General features: G+C 59.4%; 24 protein-coding genes. 16 read left to right on the plus strand and 8 right to left on the minus strand.

Annotation, left to right across the window (positions count from 1 at the left end; genetic code table 11):
* Positions 1–36: 36 nt before the first annotated feature.
* The 5 genes from fghA to Q1A44_RS01725 are packed head-to-tail and all read left to right on the plus strand — an operon-like array spanning position 37 to position 3,752.
* Positions 37–867 carry an S-formylglutathione hydrolase gene (gene fghA / locus Q1A44_RS01705; protein ID WP_299618646.1) on the plus strand — a complete coding sequence of 277 codons (831 nt, stop codon included), beginning with the start codon at positions 37–39 and terminating at the stop codon, positions 865–867.
* Positions 864–1,313 carry a YaiI/YqxD family protein gene (locus Q1A44_RS01710; RefSeq protein WP_299618649.1) on the plus strand — a complete coding sequence of 150 codons (450 nt, stop codon included), beginning with the start codon at positions 864–866 and terminating at the stop codon, positions 1,311–1,313. The genes fghA and Q1A44_RS01710 overlap by 4 nt, the downstream gene beginning before the upstream one ends.
* Positions 1,310–1,930: an HAD family phosphatase gene (locus Q1A44_RS01715; protein WP_299618652.1), complete on the plus strand. Its 621-nt coding sequence runs from the start codon at positions 1,310–1,312 to the stop codon at positions 1,928–1,930. Before Q1A44_RS01710 ends, Q1A44_RS01715 begins: the two co-directional genes overlap by 4 nt.
* A complete protein-coding gene (locus tag Q1A44_RS01720) occupies positions 1,927–2,841 on the plus strand; it encodes an ornithine cyclodeaminase (protein ID WP_299618654.1) in 915 nt (304 codons plus the stop codon). The genes Q1A44_RS01715 and Q1A44_RS01720 overlap by 4 nt, the downstream gene beginning before the upstream one ends.
* Positions 2,838–3,752 (plus strand): alpha/beta hydrolase, encoded by a 915-nt coding sequence (locus Q1A44_RS01725; RefSeq protein WP_299618656.1) that lies wholly within the window; start codon positions 2,838–2,840, stop codon positions 3,750–3,752. The genes Q1A44_RS01720 and Q1A44_RS01725 overlap by 4 nt, the downstream gene beginning before the upstream one ends.
* On the opposite strand, the gene Q1A44_RS01730 is transcribed toward Q1A44_RS01725, so the two are convergent.
* Complete coding sequence (locus tag Q1A44_RS01730; protein WP_299618659.1) at positions 3,749–4,990, minus strand: MFS transporter; 1,242 nt, start codon at positions 4,988–4,990, stop codon at positions 3,749–3,751. The genes Q1A44_RS01725 and Q1A44_RS01730 overlap by 4 nt on opposite strands.
* 136 nt (positions 4,991–5,126) lie before the next feature.
* On the opposite strand from Q1A44_RS01730, the gene zapE reads away from it, so the two are divergent.
* Positions 5,127–6,182: a cell division protein ZapE gene (zapE, locus tag Q1A44_RS01735; protein ID WP_299621315.1), complete on the plus strand. Its 1,056-nt coding sequence runs from the start codon at positions 5,127–5,129 to the stop codon at positions 6,180–6,182.
* Here the strand turns inward: zapE and Q1A44_RS01740 are convergent.
* The 5 genes from Q1A44_RS01740 to Q1A44_RS01760 all read right to left on the minus strand — a co-directional run bounded on the left by Q1A44_RS01740 (position 6,179) and on the right by Q1A44_RS01760 (position 13,135).
* Positions 6,179–6,754: a hypothetical protein gene (locus tag Q1A44_RS01740; RefSeq protein ID WP_299618663.1), complete on the minus strand. Its 576-nt coding sequence runs from the start codon at positions 6,752–6,754 to the stop codon at positions 6,179–6,181. The genes zapE and Q1A44_RS01740 overlap by 4 nt on opposite strands.
* 130 nt (positions 6,755–6,884) lie before the next feature.
* Entirely contained in the window at positions 6,885–8,165 is a 1,281-nt protein-coding gene (locus tag Q1A44_RS01745) for a folylpolyglutamate synthase/dihydrofolate synthase family protein (protein ID WP_299618666.1), read from the minus strand.
* Positions 8,162–9,091, minus strand: coding sequence for an acetyl-CoA carboxylase, carboxyltransferase subunit beta (gene accD, locus Q1A44_RS01750; protein WP_299618669.1), 930 nt, complete (start codon positions 9,089–9,091; stop codon positions 8,162–8,164). Before accD ends, Q1A44_RS01745 begins: the two co-directional genes overlap by 4 nt.
* Positions 9,092–9,149: 58 nt before the next feature.
* The gene (locus tag Q1A44_RS01755) at positions 9,150–10,040 is read right to left on the minus strand and encodes a CPBP family intramembrane glutamic endopeptidase (RefSeq protein WP_299618672.1); all 891 of its coding nucleotides are present in this window, start codon (positions 10,038–10,040) and stop codon (positions 9,150–9,152) included.
* 11 nt (positions 10,041–10,051) lie between these two features.
* On the minus strand, positions 10,052–13,135 hold the full coding sequence (locus Q1A44_RS01760) for an ABC transporter transmembrane domain-containing protein (RefSeq protein WP_299618675.1): 3,084 nt from the start codon (positions 13,133–13,135) through the stop codon (positions 10,052–10,054).
* Between the two features lie 180 nt (positions 13,136–13,315).
* On the opposite strand from Q1A44_RS01760, the gene ilvD reads away from it, so the two are divergent.
* From ilvD to Q1A44_RS01780, 4 genes are all read left to right on the plus strand, one after another.
* Positions 13,316–15,079 (plus strand): dihydroxy-acid dehydratase, encoded by a 1,764-nt coding sequence (gene ilvD / locus Q1A44_RS01765; RefSeq protein WP_299618678.1) that lies wholly within the window; start codon positions 13,316–13,318, stop codon positions 15,077–15,079.
* Positions 15,060–15,671 carry a hypothetical protein gene (locus Q1A44_RS01770; RefSeq protein WP_299618681.1) on the plus strand — a complete coding sequence of 204 codons (612 nt, stop codon included), beginning with the start codon at positions 15,060–15,062 and terminating at the stop codon, positions 15,669–15,671. Before ilvD ends, Q1A44_RS01770 begins: the two co-directional genes overlap by 20 nt.
* Positions 15,672–15,752: 81 nt before the next feature.
* Positions 15,753–16,526, plus strand: a complete 774-nt coding sequence (locus Q1A44_RS01775) for a DUF6478 family protein (protein ID WP_299618684.1) — start codon at positions 15,753–15,755, stop codon at positions 16,524–16,526.
* Positions 16,527–16,542: 16 nt separating this feature from the next.
* The gene (locus tag Q1A44_RS01780; protein ID WP_299618687.1) at positions 16,543–16,914 is read left to right on the plus strand and encodes a hypothetical protein; all 372 of its coding nucleotides are present in this window, start codon (positions 16,543–16,545) and stop codon (positions 16,912–16,914) included.
* A gap of 3 nt (positions 16,915–16,917) precedes the next feature.
* On the opposite strand, the gene Q1A44_RS01785 is transcribed toward Q1A44_RS01780, so the two are convergent.
* Entirely contained in the window at positions 16,918–17,304 is a 387-nt protein-coding gene (locus Q1A44_RS01785) for a RidA family protein (RefSeq protein ID WP_299618690.1), read from the minus strand.
* Between the two features lie 163 nt (positions 17,305–17,467).
* On the opposite strand from Q1A44_RS01785, the gene Q1A44_RS01790 reads away from it, so the two are divergent.
* From Q1A44_RS01790 to Q1A44_RS01815, 6 genes are all read left to right on the plus strand, one after another.
* The gene (locus Q1A44_RS01790; RefSeq protein ID WP_299618693.1) at positions 17,468–18,298 is read left to right on the plus strand and encodes a 3-keto-5-aminohexanoate cleavage protein; all 831 of its coding nucleotides are present in this window, start codon (positions 17,468–17,470) and stop codon (positions 18,296–18,298) included.
* 88 nt (positions 18,299–18,386) lie between these two features.
* The gene (locus Q1A44_RS01795; protein ID WP_299618698.1) at positions 18,387–19,091 is read left to right on the plus strand and encodes a transglycosylase SLT domain-containing protein; all 705 of its coding nucleotides are present in this window, start codon (positions 18,387–18,389) and stop codon (positions 19,089–19,091) included.
* Positions 19,084–21,180: a flagellar biosynthesis protein FlhA gene (flhA, locus tag Q1A44_RS01800; RefSeq protein WP_299618701.1), complete on the plus strand. Its 2,097-nt coding sequence runs from the start codon at positions 19,084–19,086 to the stop codon at positions 21,178–21,180. The genes Q1A44_RS01795 and flhA overlap by 8 nt, the downstream gene beginning before the upstream one ends.
* Before the next feature lie 17 nt (positions 21,181–21,197).
* Positions 21,198–21,947 (plus strand): flagellar biosynthetic protein FliR, encoded by a 750-nt coding sequence (locus Q1A44_RS01805; RefSeq protein ID WP_299618704.1) that lies wholly within the window; start codon positions 21,198–21,200, stop codon positions 21,945–21,947.
* A complete protein-coding gene (locus tag Q1A44_RS01810) occupies positions 21,944–23,029 on the plus strand; it encodes a flagellar biosynthesis protein FlhB (protein ID WP_299618707.1) in 1,086 nt (361 codons plus the stop codon). The genes Q1A44_RS01805 and Q1A44_RS01810 overlap by 4 nt, the downstream gene beginning before the upstream one ends.
* A gap of 3 nt (positions 23,030–23,032) precedes the next feature.
* A complete protein-coding gene (locus Q1A44_RS01815; protein WP_299618710.1) occupies positions 23,033–23,431 on the plus strand; it encodes a hypothetical protein in 399 nt (132 codons plus the stop codon).
* Here the strand turns inward: Q1A44_RS01815 and Q1A44_RS01820 are convergent, their stop codons facing one another.
* Positions 23,432–23,914 carry a flagellar basal body-associated FliL family protein gene (locus Q1A44_RS01820; RefSeq protein ID WP_299618713.1) on the minus strand — a complete coding sequence of 161 codons (483 nt, stop codon included), beginning with the start codon at positions 23,912–23,914 and terminating at the stop codon, positions 23,432–23,434.
* Between the last annotated feature and the right edge of the window lie 3 nt (positions 23,915–23,917).

The raw sequence follows: 23,917 nt of genomic DNA on the forward strand, positions 1-23,917 counted from the left end.
GGCCCGATAGCGATGAACCAACAGGAGGATTACGCCATGCAAACACAATCCGAAAACGCCTGCTTTGGCGGTACGCAAGGGGTCTATACCCATGCCTCGACCAGTTGCACTTGCGACATGACCTTTGGTCTGTTCCTGCCCGAAGAGGCACGCGACGGGCCGGTGCCTCTGCTGTGGTATCTGTCAGGCCTGACATGCACCCACGAAAACGCGATGACCAAAGCGGGCGCGCAGGCCTGGGCCGCCGAGCAAGGCATCGCACTTGTCTTTCCCGACACCTCTCCGCGCGGCGACGCTGTGGCCGATGATGATGCCTATGATCTCGGCAAAGGGGCGGGGTTCTACCTGAACGCCACGGAGGAGCCTTGGGCCGCGCATTACCGCATGTGGGACTACGTGACGGCTGAACTGCCGGAGGTGCTGGGAAACAGCTTTGCCGTTGATATGGACCGCCAAGGGATTACAGGCCACTCCATGGGCGGGCACGGTGCACTGACCATGGCGATGAGTTTGCCAGAGCGCTACCGCTCCGTCTCTGCCTTTTCGCCCATCGTCAATCCGACCGCCAGCGATTGGGGGCGCAAGCAGTTCAATGCATACTTGGGGAACAATGAAGACACCTGGTCCCCTCACGATGCCACGCTCTTGATGCGGAAAAACGGGTTTGAGGGGCCAATGCTGATCGACACTGGAACCAAGGACCAATTCCTTGATCTTCTGAAGCCCGAAGCGCTGGCCGAGGCCGCCGCCGCCCGGCGACAGCAAATGACGTTCCGGATGCAGCCCGGATACGATCATAGCTATTTCTTTGTCTCGACTTTCATGGAGGATCACGTGAACTTCCATGCAGAGGCGCTTTGGGCGTGACCACCCTTTACGTGGATGCCGACGCCTGCCCCGTCAAAGCCGAGGCGGAGAAGGTGGCGACCCGCCATAAGGTGCCCATGAAAGTCGTTTCGAACGGGGGGCTGCGCTTGTCGCAAAACCCGCTGGTCGAGACGGTGATCGTGCCAGATGGCCCGGACGTGGCAGATATGTGGATTGCCGAGCGCGCAGGCCCCGGCGATGTCGTCATCACCGGCGACATCCCCCTGGCCGCCAAATGCGTCGAGGCCGGAGCGCGCGTTCTGAAACACAATGGCGAGGCACTGACCGCGGCCAATATCGGCAATGTGCTAGCCACCCGAGACCTGATGACAGACTTACGCGCCGCCGACCCGTTTCGCCAAGGCGGTGGCAAAGGCTTTACCAAAGCAGACAGATCGCGTTTTCTGGACGCATTGGAACGCGAATTGAGGGCAGCCAAATCATGACTATCAAAGCCGTCGTTTTCGATATCGGAAACGTTCTGATCGAATGGCAGCCCGAGCGGTTCTTTGACAGCGTTATCGGCGCGGACCGCCGCCGCGCCATGTTCGAGGCTGTTGACCTGCATGGCATGAATGACAAGGTCGATATGGGTCACCATTTCACCGACACCATCTATGCCACCGCCGAGGAGTATCCCGACTGGCGCAGCGAAATCCGCATGTGGCACGACCGCTGGATCGAGATGGCGAGCCCTGTGATCGATCATTCCGTCCGTCTGATGGGAGCCTTGCAAGCCAAGGGCATGCCGGTCTTTTCCCTCACCAACTTTGGTATCCAAAGCTATGACTTCGCCGCGACGCACTATCCTTTTTTGCGTCAGTTCGACCGCGATTTCATCTCGGGTCATATGGCGGTGATCAAGCCTGATCCAACCATCTATCAGATGCTGGAGGAGGCCAGCGGCCTGTCCGGCGGCGACCTGATTTTTGCCGATGACCGGGCGGACAACATCGCCGCGGCAGAGGTCCGGGGCTGGCACACCCATCTGTTTGAAGAACCCCAAGGCTGGGCCGACCGCCTCGTCGCCGAAGGGCTGCTGACCAAAGACGAGGCGGCATGACGTCTGTCCCGTATATCCCCTTTGCCGAGGGCGAGGCCCTACTGGATTGGATCGGCTTGACCGATGCTTTGGCGGCGGGTCACGACCTGCCAAAGGCAGAGATTGGCGATACATTCCTCTACCGCGATCCTGACACGCTGTTGTCGCGTGCGGCCTGGATCAATGGGCTGGGCATGGCCGTGAAGACCGCCACAGTGTTTCCGGGGAACCCCGGTAAGGGTGCGCCAATGATCAACGGAGGCGTGAACCTGTATTCTGATGCGGACGGGACGCTGGCCGCCATCATCGACTTTCATTTGGTGACCAAGTGGAAAACGGCAGGCGACAGCCTGTTGGCGGCGCGGCGTCTGGCGCGGCCGGACAGCAAATCCATTCTGATCGTGGGCGCAGGCACCGTGGGCCGCGCCTTGCATGATGCTTATCGGGCAGCCTTCCCCGGTGCGGGTTTCACCATCTGGAACCGGACCCGCGCAAATGCCGAAGCGATGGCGACCGAATTCCCGGGCATGCAAGTGGCAGACACTCTGGCCGACGCGGTCCATGCCGCCGACATCGTCACCAGTGCGACCATGTCAACCGATCCACTGATCAAAGGCGAATGGCTCCGCCCCGGCCAGCACATCGACTTGATCGGTGCTTACCGCCCGGATATGCGAGAAGTCGACGATGCAGCCCTGCTCAAATCGCGGGTTTTTGTAGACAGCTTTGACACCACCGTCGGCCATATTGGCGAGGTCAAAATCCCACTAGAAACAGGGACCATCACCCGCGACCACCTGCAAGCCGACTACTACGACCTACCCGCTTTTACCCGCACGCCAGACGACATCACCTTGTTCAAAAACGGTGGTGGCGCGCATCTGGACCTGATGACCAGCCGCTACATCCTGGATCGGTGGCAAGCGCGGTGACTTGGGTTCTTTTGCTTGTTGCGGCCCTGATTGCGATGCCCTTCACCATCGAATGGATGCGCGATGGGCTGAGCGAAAAGTACCTGAAAACCGCCCCGGGCGAATTCGCCCTGCTCTCGCAGGGGCAAACCCATTACGAGTGGTTGGGGCCCAATCGCGGGCCTGTCGCTTTGTGCATTCACGGGTTGACCACGCCCTCTTTTGTGTGGCGCGGTATGGCCAAGGGCCTCGCCCTGATGGGCTTTCGCGTGCTGGTCTATGACCATTACGGACGCGGGTATTCCGAACGGATCAAAGGCAAACAGGACGCCGCCTTTTTCCTGCAACAAATTGATGATCTGCTCCTCCATGAAAAGGTCCAGGAGCCATTGACCGTCATTGGCTATTCCATGGGCGGCGCGGTCGCCACGCACTTTGCCGCAGCCCGGCCCGGGCTGGTGAAACAGCTGGTTCTCATTGCCCCTGCGGGAATGCAACATGTGATGGGCAAAGCTGCTACCTTTGCCCGCGACACGCCGATCCTTGGCGATTGGCTGTTCCTGATGACTTACCCACGTCTTTTGCGCAAAGGCATCGCCGCCGAGGCGGGCCTGCCCGGCAGTGTCGAGGGCATCACAGCCTTGCAACAGACCGAGACGGACAAACGTGGTTATTTTCCCGCCGTATTGTCCAGCCTGCGGGGCGTGTTGCGCGATACGACCGAAGAGGCGCATCGCGCGGTGGCCGCCGCTGGCATCCCCGTACTTGCAATCTGGGGGGCAGAGGATGATGTGATCCCGCTCGCTGCGCGCGAGGTGTTGGCCGAATGGAACCCCAGTGCCCGGCATGCGGTGATTGCCGATGCAGGCCACGGGGTGACCTATACCCATACCGATCAGGTGCTTGAGGCCCTGCGCGCCAGCCGCAGCTAGGCTGGTGCGGGCGTGCCCAAGGGGCGTTCCCGGATGGGCAAGTGGACGACTGCGCTGAATGCGCCGACGGCGACCCCGATCCACCAGACAAGGGTATAGTCGCCATAAACATCATACATCCGTCCGCCCAGCCACACACCCAGGAACGAGCCCAATTGGTGGCTGAAAAATACGATGCCATAAAGCGTGCCCATATAGCGCAGCCCATAAATGTGCGCGACCAGGCCACTGGTCAGCGGGATCGTGGCAAGCCACAGCGTCCCCATAGCAACCGAGAAAATGATGACGGTCGTGGGTGTGATCGGAAATATGATAAAGAGCGCGGCAATGATGGTGCGGCCCGTATAAATGCCCGCCAAAAGGTATTTCTTCGAGTACCGCTTGCCCGCCCAACCGGCGAGAAGGGTGCCTGCGATATTTGCCAGACCGATCAGCGAAATCGCTACCGCCCCCAAGGCCGAGGTTGTCGAGATACCCATATTGTCCAGCATCCCACCGGGCATGATCGGCCCGCAAAGTTCTGTAACGAACGCAGGGAAATGCGCGGTGATAAAGGCGACCTGATAGCCACAAGAGAAAAAGCCGATAAAGATCAGGGTATAAGACGGGTCCTTGAAAGCCTTGATCAGGATTTGACCCATGCTTTCTTCCAGTTCGGCGCGGGTCGCGGGTGTCGGAACGCGCATCATGGGCAGGGTCAGCAGTACGGCCAGGATGGCCGCGGCAAAGATCATGAAGACGCTGGACCAATTCATCATGCTCAGCAACCATTCGGCCATCGGCGGGCCAAATATCTGCCCCCCCGAACCCGCAGCGGCGGCGATGGCAAGGCTCATAGAGCGGTTCTCGTCGCTGGAGGCACGGCCCACAACGGCCAGGATCACGCCAAAGCCGGTGCCCGCCACGCCAAAGCCCACGAACCACGCATAAAGTTGATGTTCCAACGGGGTCGTTGACCAGGCGGACAGAACCAACCCAACCGCATACATCAATCCGCCCATGACGATGGCCTTGCGATCTCCGATCTTTTCCGCAATCGCCCCGAAAATGGGTTGGCCGATGCCCCAGGCGAGGTTCTGAATGGCGATGGCCATGGAAAACTCGGCGCGCGCCCAGCCAAATTCTTCTGCAATCGGGATCTGAAACACCCCAAATGTAGAGCGGACCGCAAAGCTGATGATGATGATCACGCAGCCCACAATCAGGACGGGAGTGAACAAGGGCGCGCGGCTTTGCATGACGGTTCTCCGGTTTGGTTCGGCGACAGTACAAAGCCACGCCCATGCGTCAAATCAGCAATTCTTGCGCGCGCATCACAAAAGCTGAACCGTGATGGCTTTTCTCGGGCCGCGCGGCGGGCTACCACGGGAAAAGATGACGGATTTACTGACAGAATATCAGGCGCTGGTCGAAGCTGGCACGCTGACAACCGATGACGCCCAACTGGCGGCCTTGCCGGAATTCGAGCGTATTCGCAGTGCCTTGGCCGTTCCCGTCAAGCGTGGTTTTTTCCGCAAGGCGCCAGAGCCTATTCGTGGGCTTTACCTTTGGGGCGGCGTGGGGCGCGGCAAATCCATGTTGATGGATTTCTTTGTCAGCCACGTCACCGTTCCCGCCCGCCGCGTCCATTTTCATGCTTTCATGCAGGAAATTCACGCGGCCATGCACATTGCCCGCAAACGCGGTGTCGATGATGCGATTGCGCCCGTGGCCGCCGATGTGGCCGCCTCTGTCCGGTTGTTGGCCTTTGACGAAATGCAAATCACCGACATCACCGATGCCATGATCGTGGGCCGGTTGTTCGAAGCGCTTTTTGCGGCAGGCGTGGTCGTTGTGACGACCTCAAACCGGGTGCCTGATGAATTGTATAAGGATGGCTTGAACCGCCAGCTTTTCGTCCCCTTTATCGAATTGCTCAAGGAACGAATGGTGGTATGGGAGCTCGCCTCATCCACCGATTATCGCCAAGACCGCCTGTCTGGCAGCCCGACCTATTTTACGCCTCTTGGCTCTGATGCGCGTGTGCAGATGGATGCGGTCTGGGCCGACTTTACAGGGGGCAGCGCCGAGCCGCTGGACCTGACCGTGAACGGGCGCACCGTCACGATCCCGCAATTTCGCAGCGGCGTGGGGCGTGCAAATTTCTTTGACCTGTGCGCCAAGCCTTTGGGTCCTGCCGATTTTCTGGCCATTGCCGACGCCTGCAAAGTGCTGATGATCGACGATATTCCGACCCTTTCGCGCAGCAACTTCAACGAGGCCAAGCGGTTCGTTACCTTGATCGACGCGCTTTATGAGGCGCATGTGCGGCTGATCTGTTCGGCGGCGGCAAAGCCCGAGATGCTGTATCTTGAAGGGGAAGGCACCTTTGAATTTGAACGCACCGCATCACGGCTGCGCGAAATGCAAAGCGACGATTGGGCGGCCTAGCTGCGCGACTGCCGGACCAAAGCGGCAAGCAATGCGGGCGTGTTGAGACGGCCAGAGGTCAGGCGCAACTGTGTGGGCAGCTTGAAATCCCCACGCGCTAGCGCCGTGTTCAACAGCGCGTCGATATAGGCGTTCGATTGCCCCTCGGTCAGGGCCTGAACCAGCAGCGCATGCAGCGGGTCACCGTCATGAACCGTATGGCCGAACCCTTGCAACACATCCGCGGTCAAGGTGCGCAAATCGCGGTGCTTAACGCCTGTTTCGGTCAACCGGATCGGTTGGCGCAATTGGCGACTAACCGCCTCGGAAGCCGACAATCCGTCTAGATCAAGCAGCGACGCATCGGCGCGTGTCACTTCGGTCGCGTCAGGAGCAGGATCGCTCAGCAGCGGCGCAATTGGGTCTGCCACGTCCACGTCAGGCTCTTGGCCCGGCTGTAGCAAGACGAGGCCGATGGTCACCATCAGAAACGCTGCTGCAATCAACAACATCTTGAAATTGGCAGAGGGGTCAGGCGCGTATGACCCATCTATTTGCCCATCGCCGGGCGCGCCATCCTCGCGCCTGTCCATACCGCTTCCCCCAAAGCTACACCTTGCGGCGCGCTGGACGCCTATTGGTGCTTAGTACAACAAAATATAGCTTATTTCAGGCGAAACCGTCAATATAAGGTGCAGTTGATGCTTCAGTTTTGCCCGCTTCCTAACCATTTTCGCGCAGAACTGCGCCGGCAAGGTAGAGCGATCCGCAAATCAGCACACGCGCTTGCGGGTCTTTGGCCAGAATGGCGGCAAGCGCTTGGGTCACATCTGCGCCTTCTGACGCCGCAATGCCAACGTCTCGCGCCGCTTCCGCCGTATCTGAGGCAGAAAGAGTGTTAGCCTCGCCAGGGATCGAAATGCCGGTCAAGCTGGTTGCCACATCGGCCAGCGGCGCAAAGTAACCGCGCGCATCCTTGGTGTTCAGCATGCCGCAAATCATGTGCACAGGGCGTTTGGGCAAGCTATGCAGTACAGAAGCCAGGGCCGCCCCGGCGGCTGGGTTGTGCCCCCCATCCAACCAGAGCTCGGCCCCCGATTGCGCCGCCATTTCAGCCAAGGGCCCGCTGCGCAACCGTTGCATCCGCGCGGGCCAGACCGCCTTCGTCACTGCCGCCGCGCAAGCCGCCTCGTCACAACCCAAATGCCTCAGGGCCGCAAGCGCCATGCCTGCATTCTGGATCTGGTGGTCTCCGGGCAAGGCCGGACGTGGCAGGTCCAACAGGCCCGCCTCGTCCTGATAGATCATCCCGTCACGTTCCGGGCTGGCGTGCCAGTGTTGACCATAAGCCAGAAGGGGCGCGCCATGTCTGGCGGCTTGCGCCTCGATCACATCCAAACCCGCTTCATCCTGCGGGCCGACGATGCAGGGAACGCGCCGCTTGATGATCCCGGCCTTTTCGCCGGCAATGGCCGAAATGGTGTTGCCCAGAAACGCCTCGTGATCCATCGAGACAGGCGTGATAATCGTCAGCGCGGGGGTATCGACCACATTGGTTGCGTCAAGCCGCCCTCCCAGGCCGACCTCGAGCAGAGTATAATCCGCGGGCGTCCGGGCAAAGGCGAGGATCGCGGCGCAGGTCGTAATCTCGAAATAGGTGATGTCACCGCCGCCATTGGCGGCATAGCATTCGTCCAGATAGGCGGTCAGGTCCGGCTCTGAAATCAGCTCTCCGGCCAACCTGATCCGTTCGTGAAAGCGTGCAAGGTGCGGCGAGGTATAGGCATGGACACTGTGCCCCGCCGCCTCTAGTCCCGCGCGGATCATGGCCTGGGTTGATCCTTTACCATTGGTGCCCGCGATGTGGATCACAGGCGGCAGGTCGTTCTGAGGATTGCCCAAAGCATCCAGCAATCGCCACACCCGGTCCAGCGTCAGATCAATCACCTTGGGGTGCAGCGCCATCATCCGTGACAGGATGACGTCCGAGGTCGCCGACGTCATTCCTGGGGTTTGCCCGGCACGTCCGTTGGCGCATCGGCCACCGGATCAGGGGCGGGCAGGTCGCCTTTGACCGCAGGGGGCAGGCCCATCAGCATGCGGATGATGCCGATCAACTCGTCCCGCATCTCGGTTCGGTTTGTCACCCGGTCCAGCATCCCGTGATCAAGCAGGTATTCGGCCCGCTGGAACCCTTCGGGCAGCTTTTCTCTGATCGTCTGTTCGATGACGCGTGGCCCTGCAAAGCAGATGAGCGCGTTGGGCTCGGCGATATGCACGTCGCCCAGCATCGCATAGGATGCAGTGACGCCCCCTGTCGTGGGGTGGGTCAGCACGACGATGTAAGGCAGGTTCGCCTCTTTAAGCATTTGCACCGCCACGGTGGTGCGGGGCATCTGCATCAAGCTTAGAATGCCCTCTTGCATCCGCGCACCGCCAGCGGCCGAAAACAGCACCAGAGGGCGCTTCAACTTCACCGCTTCTTGGGCCGCCGCAATGATGGCATTGCCCACATACATACCCATGGAACCGGCCATAAAGCTGAAGTCCTGGGCCGCAGCCACGATGGGCGTGCGCCCGATCTCTCCTGTGGCGACCAACATCGCCTCATCCTCGCCCGTGGCCTTCTGGGCCGCGCGCATGCGATCAGGATATCGTTTCTGGTCACGAAATTGAAGCGGATCGGCCACGGGTGCAGGCACGGCAACTTGAGTGAACACCCCGCCGTCAAACAAAGCCGTAAAGCGATCCCGCGGCGTGATCGCCATGTGATGATCGCAGTTGGTGCAGACGTTCAGGTTATCGCTTAGCTCGCGGTGAAACAGCATCGTGCCGCATTCATCACATTTGGTCCACAGATTGTCCGGCGTTTCGCGGCGCGAAAAGATCGAGTTGATCCGAGGCCGGACATAGTTGGTGATCCAGTTCATGGGGTCTTCCTGCTGCGCGTTCTTGTGCCCAGATAATCCGCCGGCACCACAAATGCAATCAGGCGCGGATCGCGAGGCGCGCCGCCAGCCAACTGACCACCATGAAACCAAGGCTGACCGGCAACCATTGCGCCATCTCTGCCTCGTCTCCAAGTCCAAATGGTGTAACGTAAAGGGCCAGGCCCGACATCATGTCCGGGGTGCTGATCACGACAATGGCCGACACGTTGTTGAAAAAGTGGATCGCCATCGCCGGGCCCAGTGTGCCGGCCCGCGCCGTCAGGTCCGCCATCAAAAGACCGAACACAGTGGCCAAGGCCGCAATCGTTACCGCGTTGCTCCCCGCACTGCCCGGGTTGTAATGGGCCAGTCCAAACAACACTGCAGGCACCACCATCCAGATGATCGGTGCGTTGAACCGGGCTGCCAATTGCTGTTGGATATAGCCGCGAAAAAATATCTCTTCGGCACCGGACTGGATCAGCACAGCCAACAATGCAAAGGGCAACAACAGAAGCCACGACCCAAACGTCATGTTCTGGCGCATCGGTTCGCCCATGTCGTAAGGGGGCAAGAGCCCAAGCGCGATCAGCAGCACGATCATCGCAAGCCCGACAGCCACGAATTGCCGCACGGCACGGCCAAATGGGCCGATCAGCGTCAAGGGCTGTCGCTTGTGCACCATCACACAGACTATTCCCGCCGACACCGCCAGAAGGCCCAACTGACCCAGAAGGATCAACATCCCGCCCGCCGTCTGCCCGTCGCGGGCGCCCCGTGCCAGCGCCCGAGCGGTATCAGGCTGCATCAAGCCAAAGAGCGTTCCGAACAGTACCTGCGTCAGGACCAGGAAAATTCCAGCAGCCAGCACGATGCCCAAAACCAGCCGCCACAGTTGGGGGTAAGCCCGCGCCGGGGCAACAAGCGCCTCGTGTGGACGGTAGTTCATCGACCAACGCATCATGCGTCCAGCGGTGGCTGTGGCGGGCCCTCGTCTTGCGGAATCTGGATATTGGACCGGCGCAGCAATTCGGCCGCTCCGGTGAGATGGCTCGCCACGGTTTGCAGCAAGCTCATCAGCACGGTCGGGTCGTTTTCCAGAACCGATCGGAATTCCTTGGCCCCGATCCGCAGGAACTGGGTTTCGGTGGTTGCGGTCAAATGCAGCTGGCGCGGCTCGTCCAGGATAATCGAAAGGTCACCGATCAACCGCCCGGGCTCCACCGTTGTAACCGCGCGATCCTGACCATCTTCGGAATCGTAGCTCAGCACTGATTTGCCAGAGACGCACAAATAGGCCGCATCGGCCTTTTCCTCCATCGAAAAGATGCGTTGGCCAGGTTGGGCGGTGTACCATTGTGCGGCAAAAGCAAGCAGGCGTTGGTTACGGCTGTCGAGCTTTGAGAACAATTCAGTGCGTGCAATCACGCGCTGTTTGCGGCTCAGGTCGTCGCCTTCTTCGGTATCGTCATCGTTGCGTGTGACACCGTCGATATGGCCGTCCTTGATCTCGACAAACAAGTCATAGGCGTCAGGGTTTTCAAAGTTGTCTTCGAGAAAGATCAGCGTGGCGTCAGGCAACAACTCACGCAGCGCGCTGCGGGTACGGCGGCGCTGTTCGGCCCCGTGGCTGGCCAGGGCCCGGTCCAGCACCAACACATCGGGTCGCTTGATGCCCGCACGCGAAAACGCCGCGCGTTCGTGGAAAATCGTAGGCAGGTTGGCCCCGCCCAGTCCCGTGCTAATGTCAAAGATCGTCTCGGCAACCAACCGCCGCAGGCCGTTTTCCGTCACCAAGTCAGCCACCAGATCTTCGATCATATCTTCTTTGGAGCCTGCCACCATCGACACCCGCCCATAGAGCGCATTTTCCACGACCGTCAGACGTGGCAGGTAATTGTCGGGCGTGATTGGCACAAAAAAGCTGTTTGTTTGTTCGCGCAGCGCGGCCGCACTGGATTTGCGAATTTGGACGATTTCCTTTTTGAAGCTGTCAGGAAAGGCAGGCCCGATCTGTTCCGCCGTAAAGGCAAAAGGTACCGTCAACAGCAGTGCGAATTCATCATCGGACAGCGCCGCGTCGCCTTTTTCCCGGCGGCGCGCCGAGATATCGACCAACTGCTCGTACATCTCTTCTTCGATGTTGAGCGAGGTAAAGAGCGGGTGATTGGTGCCATCCATCCCAAAGGTCTGGTGCAGTGTCTCGATCAGAGTTTGCGAAATCGCGATGCCCTGTTCGGCCAACCCATGTTCAAACACCAGATTGATAAACCGCCGGTCAGAGGCAAGGCCCTGTTGGCTGATCTCGCGAGAAGGCGAGGCAAACAAGAGGTTACCGCCCAAGGGCACCGCGGGGTTAAATTCATCCGGGTCAAAGCGGTAGACAACATCGGCCAATTCCGTTTCGCCGAGCCGTTTTTCGACCTCGGGGCGCAATGCCACGATCGCCTTGGCCAGTTCAGGATGACGTGTGGCATCAATGCGGCTGTTCAGCATGCGGCGGAACATGAATTCGTCGATGCCCATCGCCTCAACCAGCGAGAACCACCATTTGCGGATGTCATCCACCGATTCCAGGCCCGCAAGCCCCGGATCAATCCAATCGGCGTCCATTCGATCCAGACTGTTGCCCGACCGTTTTGCCTCATAATCAAAGCGGTCGCGTTTGCCGCGCTCGGCCTCCAACGCTTTGGGCGAGGTCATCAAGGGCATCATCAGGTTGCTGCCCAACGTCCCGTCAAAAAGATAGGGCCGCGAATGCGCATAGCCGATCCGCGCTGAAACAACCGCCTGGTGCATTTGCGACAAGTCGTGCCCCGCCATAGTGACCTTGCCGCGCGTCGGCAGAACCTCGCGGGCCAACAGCTCGGCCAGGGCCGTCCGCTCGGACTGGTTCTTGGATTGGATGGCGACGCGCGCGCCTTGCGGGATCGTGAGGTCGATCCGGTCAAGCACTGGATTGTTGTCGGCGTTGCGCACTGTCACATTGTCCAGCACGATGTCGCCCCTCAGGTGAGGCACTTCGTCTGGCATCCCTTCGAACAGCTTTTCGTCGATCATATCGCGCGGGCCGAATTTTTCGGTCACGATTTCCCAACGCAGCGCCATGTCCTGGGTCTGATTGTAATAGGTCAGCAGCTCCTTCCACGGGCTGGACAGGTCTTTGTAGGCTGCCAGCGCCGCGACCAGCGCACCCACGGTGATGTCGCCACGGATCGCCAGATAACCACCCACCGAATAGAAAAAGAACGGCGTGAGTTGTGTGATGAAGTTGTTCAGAAACTTCATAAAGAATTTCTGCTGGTAGATTTTGAATCGCAGTTCAAAGATGCGGCCCAAACGATCGGTAAACTGGGCAAGGCGATAGCGCAGGCCGCCATTCGTCCGTAGATCAGAGATGCCAGCCGCGCTCTCGCCGATCTCTGACGAAAAGGCGCGCACCTCTTTGATCCGGGCCTTGTTCAGCAAGTTGATCCGGCGTTGCAGCATCGGAATGATCCACGCTTGCAGAGGGATCAGGGCGATCCCCGCCAACCCGAACCACACCGATTGCAGAAACAGGAAAAAGACGATGATCAGCATCTGACCGGCCTGAAACACGGGCTGGGCCACCATATCGCCCATCAGTCCGCCCATTGGCTCGGCCTCTGACGTGACCATGCTGACCAGTTCACCCTGACTGGTCGTGCGGAAATAGTTGCGCGGAAAGCGCAACATCCGCGAGATCAGGGTAAAGCGGAACCGCCGCAAGAGCCGTTCGGCCGTAACCCCTTTCATCGTATTCAGGCGCATTTTCAGCAGGCCATGCACCAGTACAGAGCCCAGATAGCCAAAGCACAAAGCGAGCAGAAACTGAATCTGCGTCAGCTCAAAACCAAAGACGTCAATCGAGCCACTTTCGGCACCGATCGCATCATTGATGATCCGCTTGGGCAATTCCAGCGTCACAAAAAGGAACGGGAAAGTCACAAGCGTCAGCCCAAGCAGCATCAGCTGATCGCGCTTTGAATGCTTCCAGATGAAAGCGAAAAGGCTGGAATCCATGGTCTGTCCTGATCGGCAAGGCCGCCGGTAAATGGCTGCAATCACAACCCGGCCCGCGCCGTTTCGACAACCTAGTGCCCGTGATGCCCCATTACAACCGCAGGCAGACCTGTCTGGCGCTTGCAGGTTGGGGGGGCAATGGGTATTCCGGATCGCAACGCTGAAATCCGGGAGGCCCCAATGCTCACAGGCAAATTCGACAAATCCAAATTGCCCAGCCGTCACGTCACCGAAGGGCCCGCGCGCGCGCCGCACCGGTCCTATTACTACGCCATGGGCATGACCGAAGAAGAGATTCACCAGCCACTGGTCGGCGTCGCCACCTGCTGGAACGAGGCGGCCCCCTGTAACATCGCGCTGAACCGTCAGGCCCAGTCGGTCAAGGTCGGCGTCAAATCCGCTTCTGGCACGCCTCGCGAATTTACCACAATCACCGTCACTGACGGCATCGCCATGGGCCACGAGGGTATGCGCTCCTCCCTCGCGTCTCGCGAGGCGATTGCCGATACGGTCGAGCTGACGATGCGCGGCCACTGCTATGACGCCATCGTGGGTTTGGCGGGCTGTGACAAATCCCTGCCCGGTATGATGATGGCGATGATCCGCCTGAATGTGCCTTCTGTGTTCCTTTATGGCGGGTCGATCCTGCCCGGTCGCGCCCCTGACGGTGCGAAAGTCCCTGCCGAATATGTAGATCGCGACCTGACTGTTCAGGACATGTTCGAGGCCGTGGGTCACCAGCAAAACGGCACGATGACCGAGGCCGAGCTTGAGATCCTCGAACGCGTCGCCTGCCCCTCTGCGGGTGCATGCGGTGGCCAGTTCACCGCCAACACCATGGCTTGCGTGTCCGAGGCCATTGGCCTTGCTCTGCCCAACTCTGCCGGTGCCCCCGCGCCATATGAGAGCCGTGATGAATATGCCAAGGCATCCGGCGCGGCGGTCATGAACCTGATCGAGAAAAACATCCGCGCCCGCGACATCTGTACCCGTGAGGCATTCGAGAACGCGGCGCGCATCGTGGCCTGCACAGGTGGGTCCACCAACGCGGGTCTGCATCTGCCTGCCATGGCTCATGAGGCAGGCATCGACTTCTTCCTCGAAGACGTTTGCGAGATTTTCCGCGACACGCCTTACTTTGTCGACCTCAAGCCCGGTGGGGCCTATGTCGCCAAGGACATGTACGAAGTGGGCGGCGTTCCCGTCGTGATGAAGGAATTGCGCAAGGCGGGCCTGATCCATGAGGATTGCATGACAGCCACCGGCTATTCCATCGGCGAAGAGCTGGACAAAAACACCTTAGAGGCAGATGGCCGAGTCATCTATCCCGTCGAAACGCCCATCACCAAGACCGGCGGCGTTGTGGGTCTCAAGGGCAATCTTGCTCCTGAAGGCGCCATCGTGAAGGTCGCGGGCATGGAAGCCCAGCATCAGATTTTCACCGGCCCCGCCCGTGTTTTCGAATGCGAACAGGACGCTTTTGAGGCCGTTCAAAACCGTACCTACGAGGAAGGCGACGTGTTCGTGATCCGCAACGAAGGCCCTGCGGGCGGTCCCGGCATGCGCGAAATGCTGGCCACTACGGCCGCCCTTTCGGGGCAAGGGATGGGCAAGAAGGTGGCTTTGATCACGGATGGTCGTTTCTCCGGCGCGACGCGCGGCTTCTGCGTGGGTCACGTCGGTCCAGAAGCGGCCCATGGCGGCCCCATTGCCCTGCTGAAAGATGGTGACGTGATCACGCTGAATGCCATCGAAGGGTCCCTGAACGTCGCCCTCACGGATGAGGAACTGGCCGCGCGCAAAGCCGCCTGGGAAGGTCCCCGCGAAACGCTTTATGGCTCGGGTGCGCTTTGGAAATACGCGCAGCTTGTAGGCGGCGCTTACAAAGGGGCGGTCACGCATCCCGGCGCCAAGGCCGAGCGCCATGATTACATGGACCTCTAAGGGTCTAGCGATTGCAGCCTGTCTTGCCTTGGCAGGCTGCGACGACCTCAGCAACTTGAACCTGAACCTGCCCGGTCAAACCGCCCCACTTGGCTTTGCCGAACTGGCGGGCGGGGCCGTTACAATTGTGCCGCCCACAGGGTTCTGCGTTGATCCACGCAGCCTGCGCCAGAATTTTGCGCTCATGGCGCGTTGCGATGTGCTGGGTGGCGAGGGCGGTGCCGGTCTGCCCGCGGCAGTGATCACCGCGACATCTGTCGCCACGCGAGCCGGCGCAACGATCACGCCGGCCCAAGCAGGGGCAGGATCAGAAACCGTGCTGGAGCGTCGCGATGCGCCGATCCTGTCGATGATCCGGGTAGAGGGCGCGCCGCCAATTGCAGATGCAAGGAGCGTCTATTGGCGTGGCGCAGGGCAGATAGGAGACCACACAATCGGTTTGGCAATCTATCAGGGCAGCAATACCCCCACACTTGGAGGCCTTGCGCCGGAATTGTTGGTGCAAACCATGCAGCGCAGCCAAAACCGTTCCGTTGCTAATACGGTGGCCAGACAAGACAATTCTGCAACGTTAGACACGAATCCCGGCTGATCAAAGACAATCGCCGGTTTATTTGCGGGAAACCTTTGCGTTAGATAAAGGGGCCGAACGCATCAGGGCTAAATAGGGCATATGGCAGGCAAAAAAATCAGTTTCATCGACAAACTTGCGCACCGCCGGGCGATGCGCAGGTGGGCCCGTGCTGCGCGCAACGCAAGCGACCTGCCTATGGATGAACTGCGTGCGACGCGCAACTCGGCGCGGCTTTTGCGCAGCCATCTCGACCGCCTTGTGCACAAGGCCGACGAACGGCTTGCCCTGCCGGTCATCGGATCAACCAGCTTTGCCCGCCCGCACAATGCCGATTGGGCCTGGCGGCCTGAACTTTGGCGTGGCTCACTTGCCACACCCGGCATGTCCTCGGTCGAAACCAAATCCATGCTGGGCAGTGAAATCACCCTGTTCCACGACTGCACCCTTAGTGAATTGACCTTGCGCCAATTGCGCAACACCCGCGAAGAAGACTTGGCCCCCTACGGCCTGCGCATGGATGTCTTTCGCTTTGATGGATCTTTCCTGTCGCTGGTGGTGGACTTGCCCCACGAGGCCGTTGAGGGAATGAGAAAGACGCACCTGATTGGCATGAATGCCATTGTCGAGATGGAAAAACCGCTGGAAATCTTTGCTCGCCTCAATATTCGCCACGGGCCCAACACTGAACAGATCGTCCGCGAACTGCCCCTGAACGAAAAGGAGGTGAGCGTCGAATTTGACCTCGCCTATTCCAAGCTTAATGAAAAACGCGTGGACCGGGCATGGATGGACATCATCTTTGAAGGGCCGGAGATGAACCAGGTGACGCTGCGCGATGTAACCTTCTCGCGCCGCCCGCGCGCCGCACTTTAAGGAAAGGACGCCCGCGATGAGCACGCTGACCCTCACCCCGATCAAGATGCGCTATGGCATTTGGCAAGGGTTGATCCACCAGACCGGCACCGGCGTACCTCAGATCAAGGTGACTCACCAGAACACCGACATCCCCAACGTGCAACTGACCGAGAATGAGGCCGAAGGGCACTGGTTGCTGCAGGTGCCGATCCCGCCCGATGCGATTGCCGATGGGGTTCAGGTCTTTGTCATCACCGATGCGGTGGACGACGAAAAGATCGGGCAATTCACCATTATTGCAGGCGAGACCTTGGGCGACGATATCCGGGCCGAGGTTGAGCTTTTGCGGGCCGAGTTGGACATGCTCAAGCGCGCCTTTCGCCGCCATTGTGTTGAAACCAGCTAGGTCTCAGCCCATCGCGGTCGCCTCGACCTCAACCAGAAACTCAGGGCGGCTAAAGCCCGAAACAATCATCAGTGTCGAGGCGGGCAAAGGCTGCACACCGGCCAACCAGGCATCTCTGGCGGCCATATAGTCAGCCATATGCGCGCGGTCCGTCACATAGGCATTCAGGCGCAAGACATGCACACGGTCCAGACCGGCCTCGCGCAGGATCGCGTCGATATTCGCAAAACAAATCTCTGCCTGTTCGCGGACACCTGTCGGCACTTCGCCTTGCGCGCTCAACCCCAGTTGGCCTGACGTGACAACGAGTTGTCCCGCCGCCGCCGAGATCCCATGGCTATAGGCGCCAAATGGCGGCGCAATTGTATTGGGGTTCAATGTCTTGGTCATGGCATGGCCCGTTCCGCTCTGCATGGTTTGTGATAGGCCGGATCACATGTGCCACGCAACGACGACCACGCTGTTCAAAGTTTGAGTTGATCAAAAGTGCGGGCAAGATACAAATGGCGGGCTTTGCATTCCATCGTCTTAACCCCGAACTGGCCCCGACATCATGACCAAACCCTGCATCATTTGCGTTGCCATCACCGGCAGCGTCCCGACCAAGGCCAACAACCCGGCGGTTCCGATCAGCGTTGCGGAACAAGTGGAGTCCACCCATGCCGCGTTCGAGGCGGGCGCCAGCATCTGTCACGCCCATGTGCGCAACACCGACGAAACGCCCTCCTCAGATCCAGAGAAATTTGCGCGTCTCAAGGAAGGGGTGGAAAAGCATTGTCCCGGCATGATCATCCAACTGTCGACCGGTGGACGCTCGGGCGCGGGGCGGGAACGCGGCGGGATGCTGCCGCTGCGCCCTGACATGGCGTCGCTTTCGGTCGGCTCAAACAACTTTCCCACGCGGGTCTACGAGAACCCGCCAGACCTTGTGGATTGGCTGGCGACCGAGATGCGTCGCTATGAGATCAAGCCGGAAATCGAAGCCTTCGACCTCAGCCACATACACCAGGCGGCTGCGATGAATCGCGACGGGCGCATTCCCGGCGCGCTTTATGTGCAATTCGTTATGGGCGTCAAAAACGCTATGCCTGCGGACAAGGAGACCTTTGATTTTTATATCAAAACGGTCCAAAGGCTATTGCCTGATGCCCAATGGTGCGGCGCCGGGATCGGCCCAAACCAGATCAAGGTAAACGAATGGGCCATCGCGGCTGGCGGGCATACCCGCACGGGGCTGGAAGACAACATGCGGCTGGACCGTGACAGGCTTGCCCCGTCGAATGCGGCATTGGTCCAGCGCGCGGCTGAGCTTTGTGACAAATACGAACGCCCCGTCGCCACATGGCAGCAGGCGCGAAAGATTTTGGGCCTGCGCCCCGGCTAAAGCCATGCTTGTCCCCGAACTTGGTTACTATTTCTAAACCGAGCCGCCCTAACCTCTGCCCATCACAGAACGTGATGAGGGCATAATTGTGAAAACGATTCTCTGTCGGCTGTCGCCGCGGATAGGTGTGGCATTGATGTGCCTTGCGGGGCTGTTTGGCACGCCAGCACTGGCGCGTCCGGGGCTCTATTGTGACCGGGCGGCGGCACAGGTAGCGGGTGAATTTGACGTCCCCCTCGACATATTGCGGGCCGTGACACGCACGGAAACCGGGCGCGGGCGGCAAGGCACGCTGCAACCCTGGCCCTGGACCGTGAATATGGAGGGCAAGGGCCACTGGTTCGAGACTGAAGACGCCGCACGCGCCTTTGTATTCAAGCATTTCAAACGTGGCGCGCGCAGCTTTGATGTCGGTTGTTTTCAGATCAATTACAAATGGCACAGTGCTGCCTTTGAATCGATCGAAGAGATGTTCGACCCGGTCAAGAACGCGCGCTATGCCGCACAGTTTCTGTCGCAATTACACCGCGAAATGGGAAGCTGGCGCGAGGCGGCAGGGGCCTATCATTCGCGCACCCCGAAATTCGCCAAGATCTACAAAGCACGCTTTGACAGCATCCATCGCGACCTCGCCCCGGTCGAAGTAGCCGCCGCACCCGCAGCCGTCACCAACCGCGCCAATACGTTTCCTCTCCTGACTGGCACATCGGCGGCAACAAGCCGCGGGTCGCTGGTCCCCTTGGGCGGCACAGCGCGGCGTTCGCTTTTTGGCACAGGTGGCGACAATGGCTGAGCGGAGCTTAAAGCTAAGCGCACGCGCTGCGTTCAACCCCACCGTCCTACTGGCTGTCGCATTGATGGCCATCATCGTGATGATGATCCTGCCAATGCCCGCTTGGGTCCTCGATATCGGGCTCGCGGCCTCCTTTGCCTTGGCCATCCTGATCTTTACCGTCACGCTGTTCATCGAGCGGCCACTCGATTTTTCGGCCTTTCCGACGATCTTGCTGGCCTCGCTAATGTTGCGGCTGTCGTTGAACGTGTCATCAACAAAACTGATCATCGGCGAAGGGCATACAGGCACGCAGGCCGCCGGCGACGTCATCAACGGCTTTGCCCAGTTCATCATGGGCGGCAGTGTGTTCCTAGGCCTCGTGGTGTTCTGCGTGCTTTTGATCGTGAACTTTATGGTTATCACCAAAGGCGCGACCCGCATGGCAGAGGTCGGCGCACGCTTTGCCCTTGATGGGATGCCAGGCAAGCAGCTTGCCATCGACAGCGACATGTCCGCGGGCGCAATCGACCACAAGGAAGCCAAAGAGCGGCGCGAATTGGAACAGGCCGAAACCACTTTTTTCGGCTCACTGGATGGCGCGTCGAAATTCGTCAAAGGGGACGCAATAGCGGGCCTTTTGATCACGCTCTTGAACCTCGTGGCCGGGCTGATCATGGGCACCGTCGTGCATGGTATGCCGCTGGGCAGCGCCTTTGAAACCTACGCGATACTGACAGTTGGTGACGGATTGGTCTCGCAAATCCCGGCGGTTGTGATTTCCATCGCCTCTGCCCTGTTGCTGGCCAAGGGGGGCGCCAAAGGGGCCACCGATCTGGCCGTGTTCGACCAGTTGGGCAAGCATCCGTCGGCTCTGGCCACGGTTGCCATTCTGATGATTCTGTTTGCACTCGTTCCCGGCTTGCCCTTTGCGCCGTTCATGGCGGGTGGCGTGGGATTGGGCATCGCCGCGTTCCTGATGCACAAGCAACAAAAGGCGCGCGCCGTTATCCAGCCCGAGATTGACGACAGCACCGCCATCCCCGCCGAAAAGTCACTAGGCGATGTGCTTGAGCTGGACGACATCCACGTTGAGTTTTCGCCTGACCTGGTCAACATGGTGCTGGACCCGGGCACTGGCCTTGATGCCCGGATCGCAAACATGCGAACGCATGTGGCCTCGGTGTTTGGGCTGATCCTGCCGGAAATTCGGTTGACCGATCACCCCGGCCTGCCGAGCGGCACCTATGTGTTGCGCATCCAAGGGGTCGAACAGGCGCGCGGCGAGTTGAGCGCCACAGATATTCTTGCCCTCACGTCGGATGCAGCAGGCGCGCTGCCCGCTGGCAAGGACACGACCGAGCCGGTTTATGGCGCGCCTGCCCGTTGGATCAATCCAAAGGATCAGGAGAACGCTGCCCTCGCAGGCATAACGCTGGTGACACCGACAGAGATTTTGGCGACGCATTTGCTGGAGGTGATCAAGCAGAACTTCAGCCGCCTTTTGACACTGAAATCCCTGCGCCGTCTGTTGCAGGAAATGACAAACATCTCTGATCCCGGGCGCGCTGATGCAAACCGAAAACTCCTGGATGAGCTGATCCCCGACAAAGTGCCAATCGACGTCTTGCATGCAGTGCTGCGATTACTTCTTGATGAACAAGTGTCGATCCGAAACCTGCCTCTGATCCTTGAGGCAACGGCCGAAGCGCGCGGCCAGAACGCCCAGCCCGAAGCGATCTGCGAACATGTGCGCCAACGCCTTGGCTTTCAATTGGTCGCCGAAATGCGCCGCCCTGATGGCACACTTCCGCTCGTGCAACTTGCCCCGGAATGGGAGGATGCATTCGCCAATTATCAGGTCGATGCAGATCGGGGTCTGGACGTCGCCCTACCACCTGACCTTTTCAACAAGCTGGCGCAAAACATGTCGGAACGCTTGCAGGATGCCAGTGAACAAGGCGTCTTTGCTGCCGTGGTTACACACACCAGACGGCGTCGTTTCCTCAAAACCTTGATGCGGGCCAAGGGAATCTCGAACCCGGTTCTGTCTTTCGAAGAGATCGGTATCGACGCGCGTCCTGCCCTGGTCGGGGTTGTTGCAGCGTGACAGTGGCGGATGATCTGATGGCGCTATTGCAAGCACAATTGTGGGTCGGCTTTGTCGTCTTTCTGCGCGTGGGCGCAACCGTTTCATTGCTGCCAGGATTTGGCGAACGCACGGTGCCCATGCGGATCAAACTGGTCATTGCGCTCGCCTTCACTCTGATTGTCGCTCCCGCCGTTTCCAGCGCTCCGCCGCCAGCCACGGCGGGCGTCATCGCCACACTCGCACTGACCGAAACGCTGTCAGGCGCATTGATCGGCTTGGGCATCCGCCTGTTCATTCTGGCCCTGCAAACCGCAGGCGCCATCGCCGCGCAATCCACATCTCTGTCGCAAATCCTTGGTGGCGCGGCGATCGAGCCATTGCCTGCCATGGGCTACGTCCTGACGGTGGGCGCCATCGCGCTGGCCGTCATGGCCGGGCTGCACATCAAGGCTGCACAACTTCTGATCCATTCCTACACCATTTTGCCAATGGGTTTTTTTGCAGGGGGCAGCGATGTGGCGGATTGGGGCGCAGCCCAAGTGGCCAGGGCCTTTGAACTGGCCTTTGTTCTGGCAGCACCCTTTGTGCTGATGTCGGTGCTCTATAACCTTGCGCTTGGCGTCATCAACAAGGCGATGCCGCAGCTCATGGTGGCCTTTGTCGGTGCGCCGGTCATCACTTTGGGCGGCCTTTTCCTGCTGTTTCTTGCGGCACCGACAATGTTGGCTGTGTGGCTGTCCGCACTGGACCAGTTCATGGCCAATCCCTTTGGGCCTGCACCATGAGTGACCAGGACGAAGACAATGACAAGACCTTTGACCCGACGCCGCAAAAGCTGCTGGATGCGCGAAAAAAGGGCGATATTGCCAAGTCTGTCGACCTGCAAACAGCGGCAGGATACGCGGGGCTGACCCTCGCCTTCCTTGCAATGGGGGCCCAGGTCGTCCAGTCGCTTGGCATACAGCTTCAAGTGATGATTGATCAGGCCGACAGCATGGCGCAGGTGGTTTTCGAAGGCGGGCCAGCCGCACCGATGAGTGGCGTTTTGCTTCAATCAGGGCTGGCCTTGGCCCCGATCTTTGTGCTGCCAGGGCTTGCTGTGCTCACTGCGATCCTGGCGCAACGCGCGTTTGTCGTGGCCCCGACCAAGCTTCAGCCCAAGATGTCACGCCTGTCTTTGATCCAGAACGCGAAACAGAAATTCGGGCGGAGCGGGTTTTTCGAGTTTGGCAAAAGCTTTGCGAAACTGCTGATCTATTCCATTTGCCTCGCTGCGTTTCTGAACGCGCGCCTGCCCGAGATGGTTTCTGTTATTCACGCGAGCCCCGGGATCGTGGTGCAATTACTGGCCGAACTCTGCGTGGCATTCTTGTTGGTGGTGGTGCTCGTCTCTGTCGTTATCGGCGGGATCGATGCGCTTTGGCAGCACCAGGAACACATTCGCAAGAACCGAATGTCACGCAAGGAAATCATGGACGAGACCAAGAATTCCGAAGGTGACCCGCACCTGAAACAAGAACGCAGGTCGCGCGCGCAGGCCATCGCCGCGCAGCAGATGATGGGCGATGTGCCAAAGGCAGACGTGATCATCGTCAACCCAACGCATTACGCCGTGGCCCTCAAATGGGCACGCGATGTTGGCACCGCACCGGTCTGTGTGGCCAAGGGAGTGGACGAAATTGCCCTGCGGATCCGCGAAACCGGAATGGAGGCAGGCGTGCCTATCCATAGCGATCCACCCACCGCACGCACGCTTTATGCGGTGACCGAGATCGGACACGAGATTGCGCCCGATCACTACCAGGCCGTCGCTGCTGCAATCCGTTTTGCAGACCAGATGCGCGACCGCGCCAGACGCGGAGCTTGACCGATGAATTTTGACCAACTCCATGCACTGACCGCGTTGAAATACCGCCACAGTCAGCAACAGCTTGCCCAGATCCTAAAGCGCGAAAACACGCTTAGGGCTGAATTGGCAAAGCTGCGCGGTTATGTGGCCGAAGGCCGTGCCCTGCCGCCTGAACAATGCCAAATGCGTGCCATTGGTGCCGATGTGATCTGGTTGCGTTGGGTGACCAAGACTCAAGACCAGCTGAATATCGAGTTAGCCCAGGTGATGGCTCAGAAAGAAGGACATATGGCGCGGCACAGAAAAGCGTTTGGCAAAATGCAGGTTTCGGAAACATTGGCCGAAAACGAGCGCGACGCAAAGCTGCGGGCGCGGCGCGATCAGGCATTGGCACAGGCAATCGACCGAACGGTACTGTGATCAATAATCCTGGCGGGCGATCTCGACAATCAGCACGTCGGTGATTTGATCACCCATATCCTTCTGCGCAACCTCACGTAGGGCACCGCGCAGCACATCAAGGTTGTTGGCATCGGTGAAAGCGCCATCAAACCCGCCAATATTGGCGTGATCAAACAGAACTTGCAGGAAGGAATCGCGTAATTTTGGCTCTCTGGCATAAATCGCGTCCTTTTGCCCAGCCGGCACTTCAAGGCTGAGCGACATGACCACCAATGCGCTGACTTGGGCCCCATCGACAACGGGTACGACGAACTGGTTGTTCATTTTGACGTACTCATGCTCTGTGCCGCCTGACTGTTCGGCCGCAGTCTTTTCAACCGAGACCTTTTCCTTGGCCATCGCAGGGTCAGCCGGATCAGGCGCCGGACGCAGGAAAATTCCAGCACCGACACCCGCACCAGACCCAACCAGCAACAATATCAGCGGCAAAAGTTTCTTCATCTC

It is taken from the genome of uncultured Tateyamaria sp. (assembly GCF_947503705.1).
GTDB lineage: Bacteria > Pseudomonadota > Alphaproteobacteria > Rhodobacterales > Rhodobacteraceae > Tateyamaria.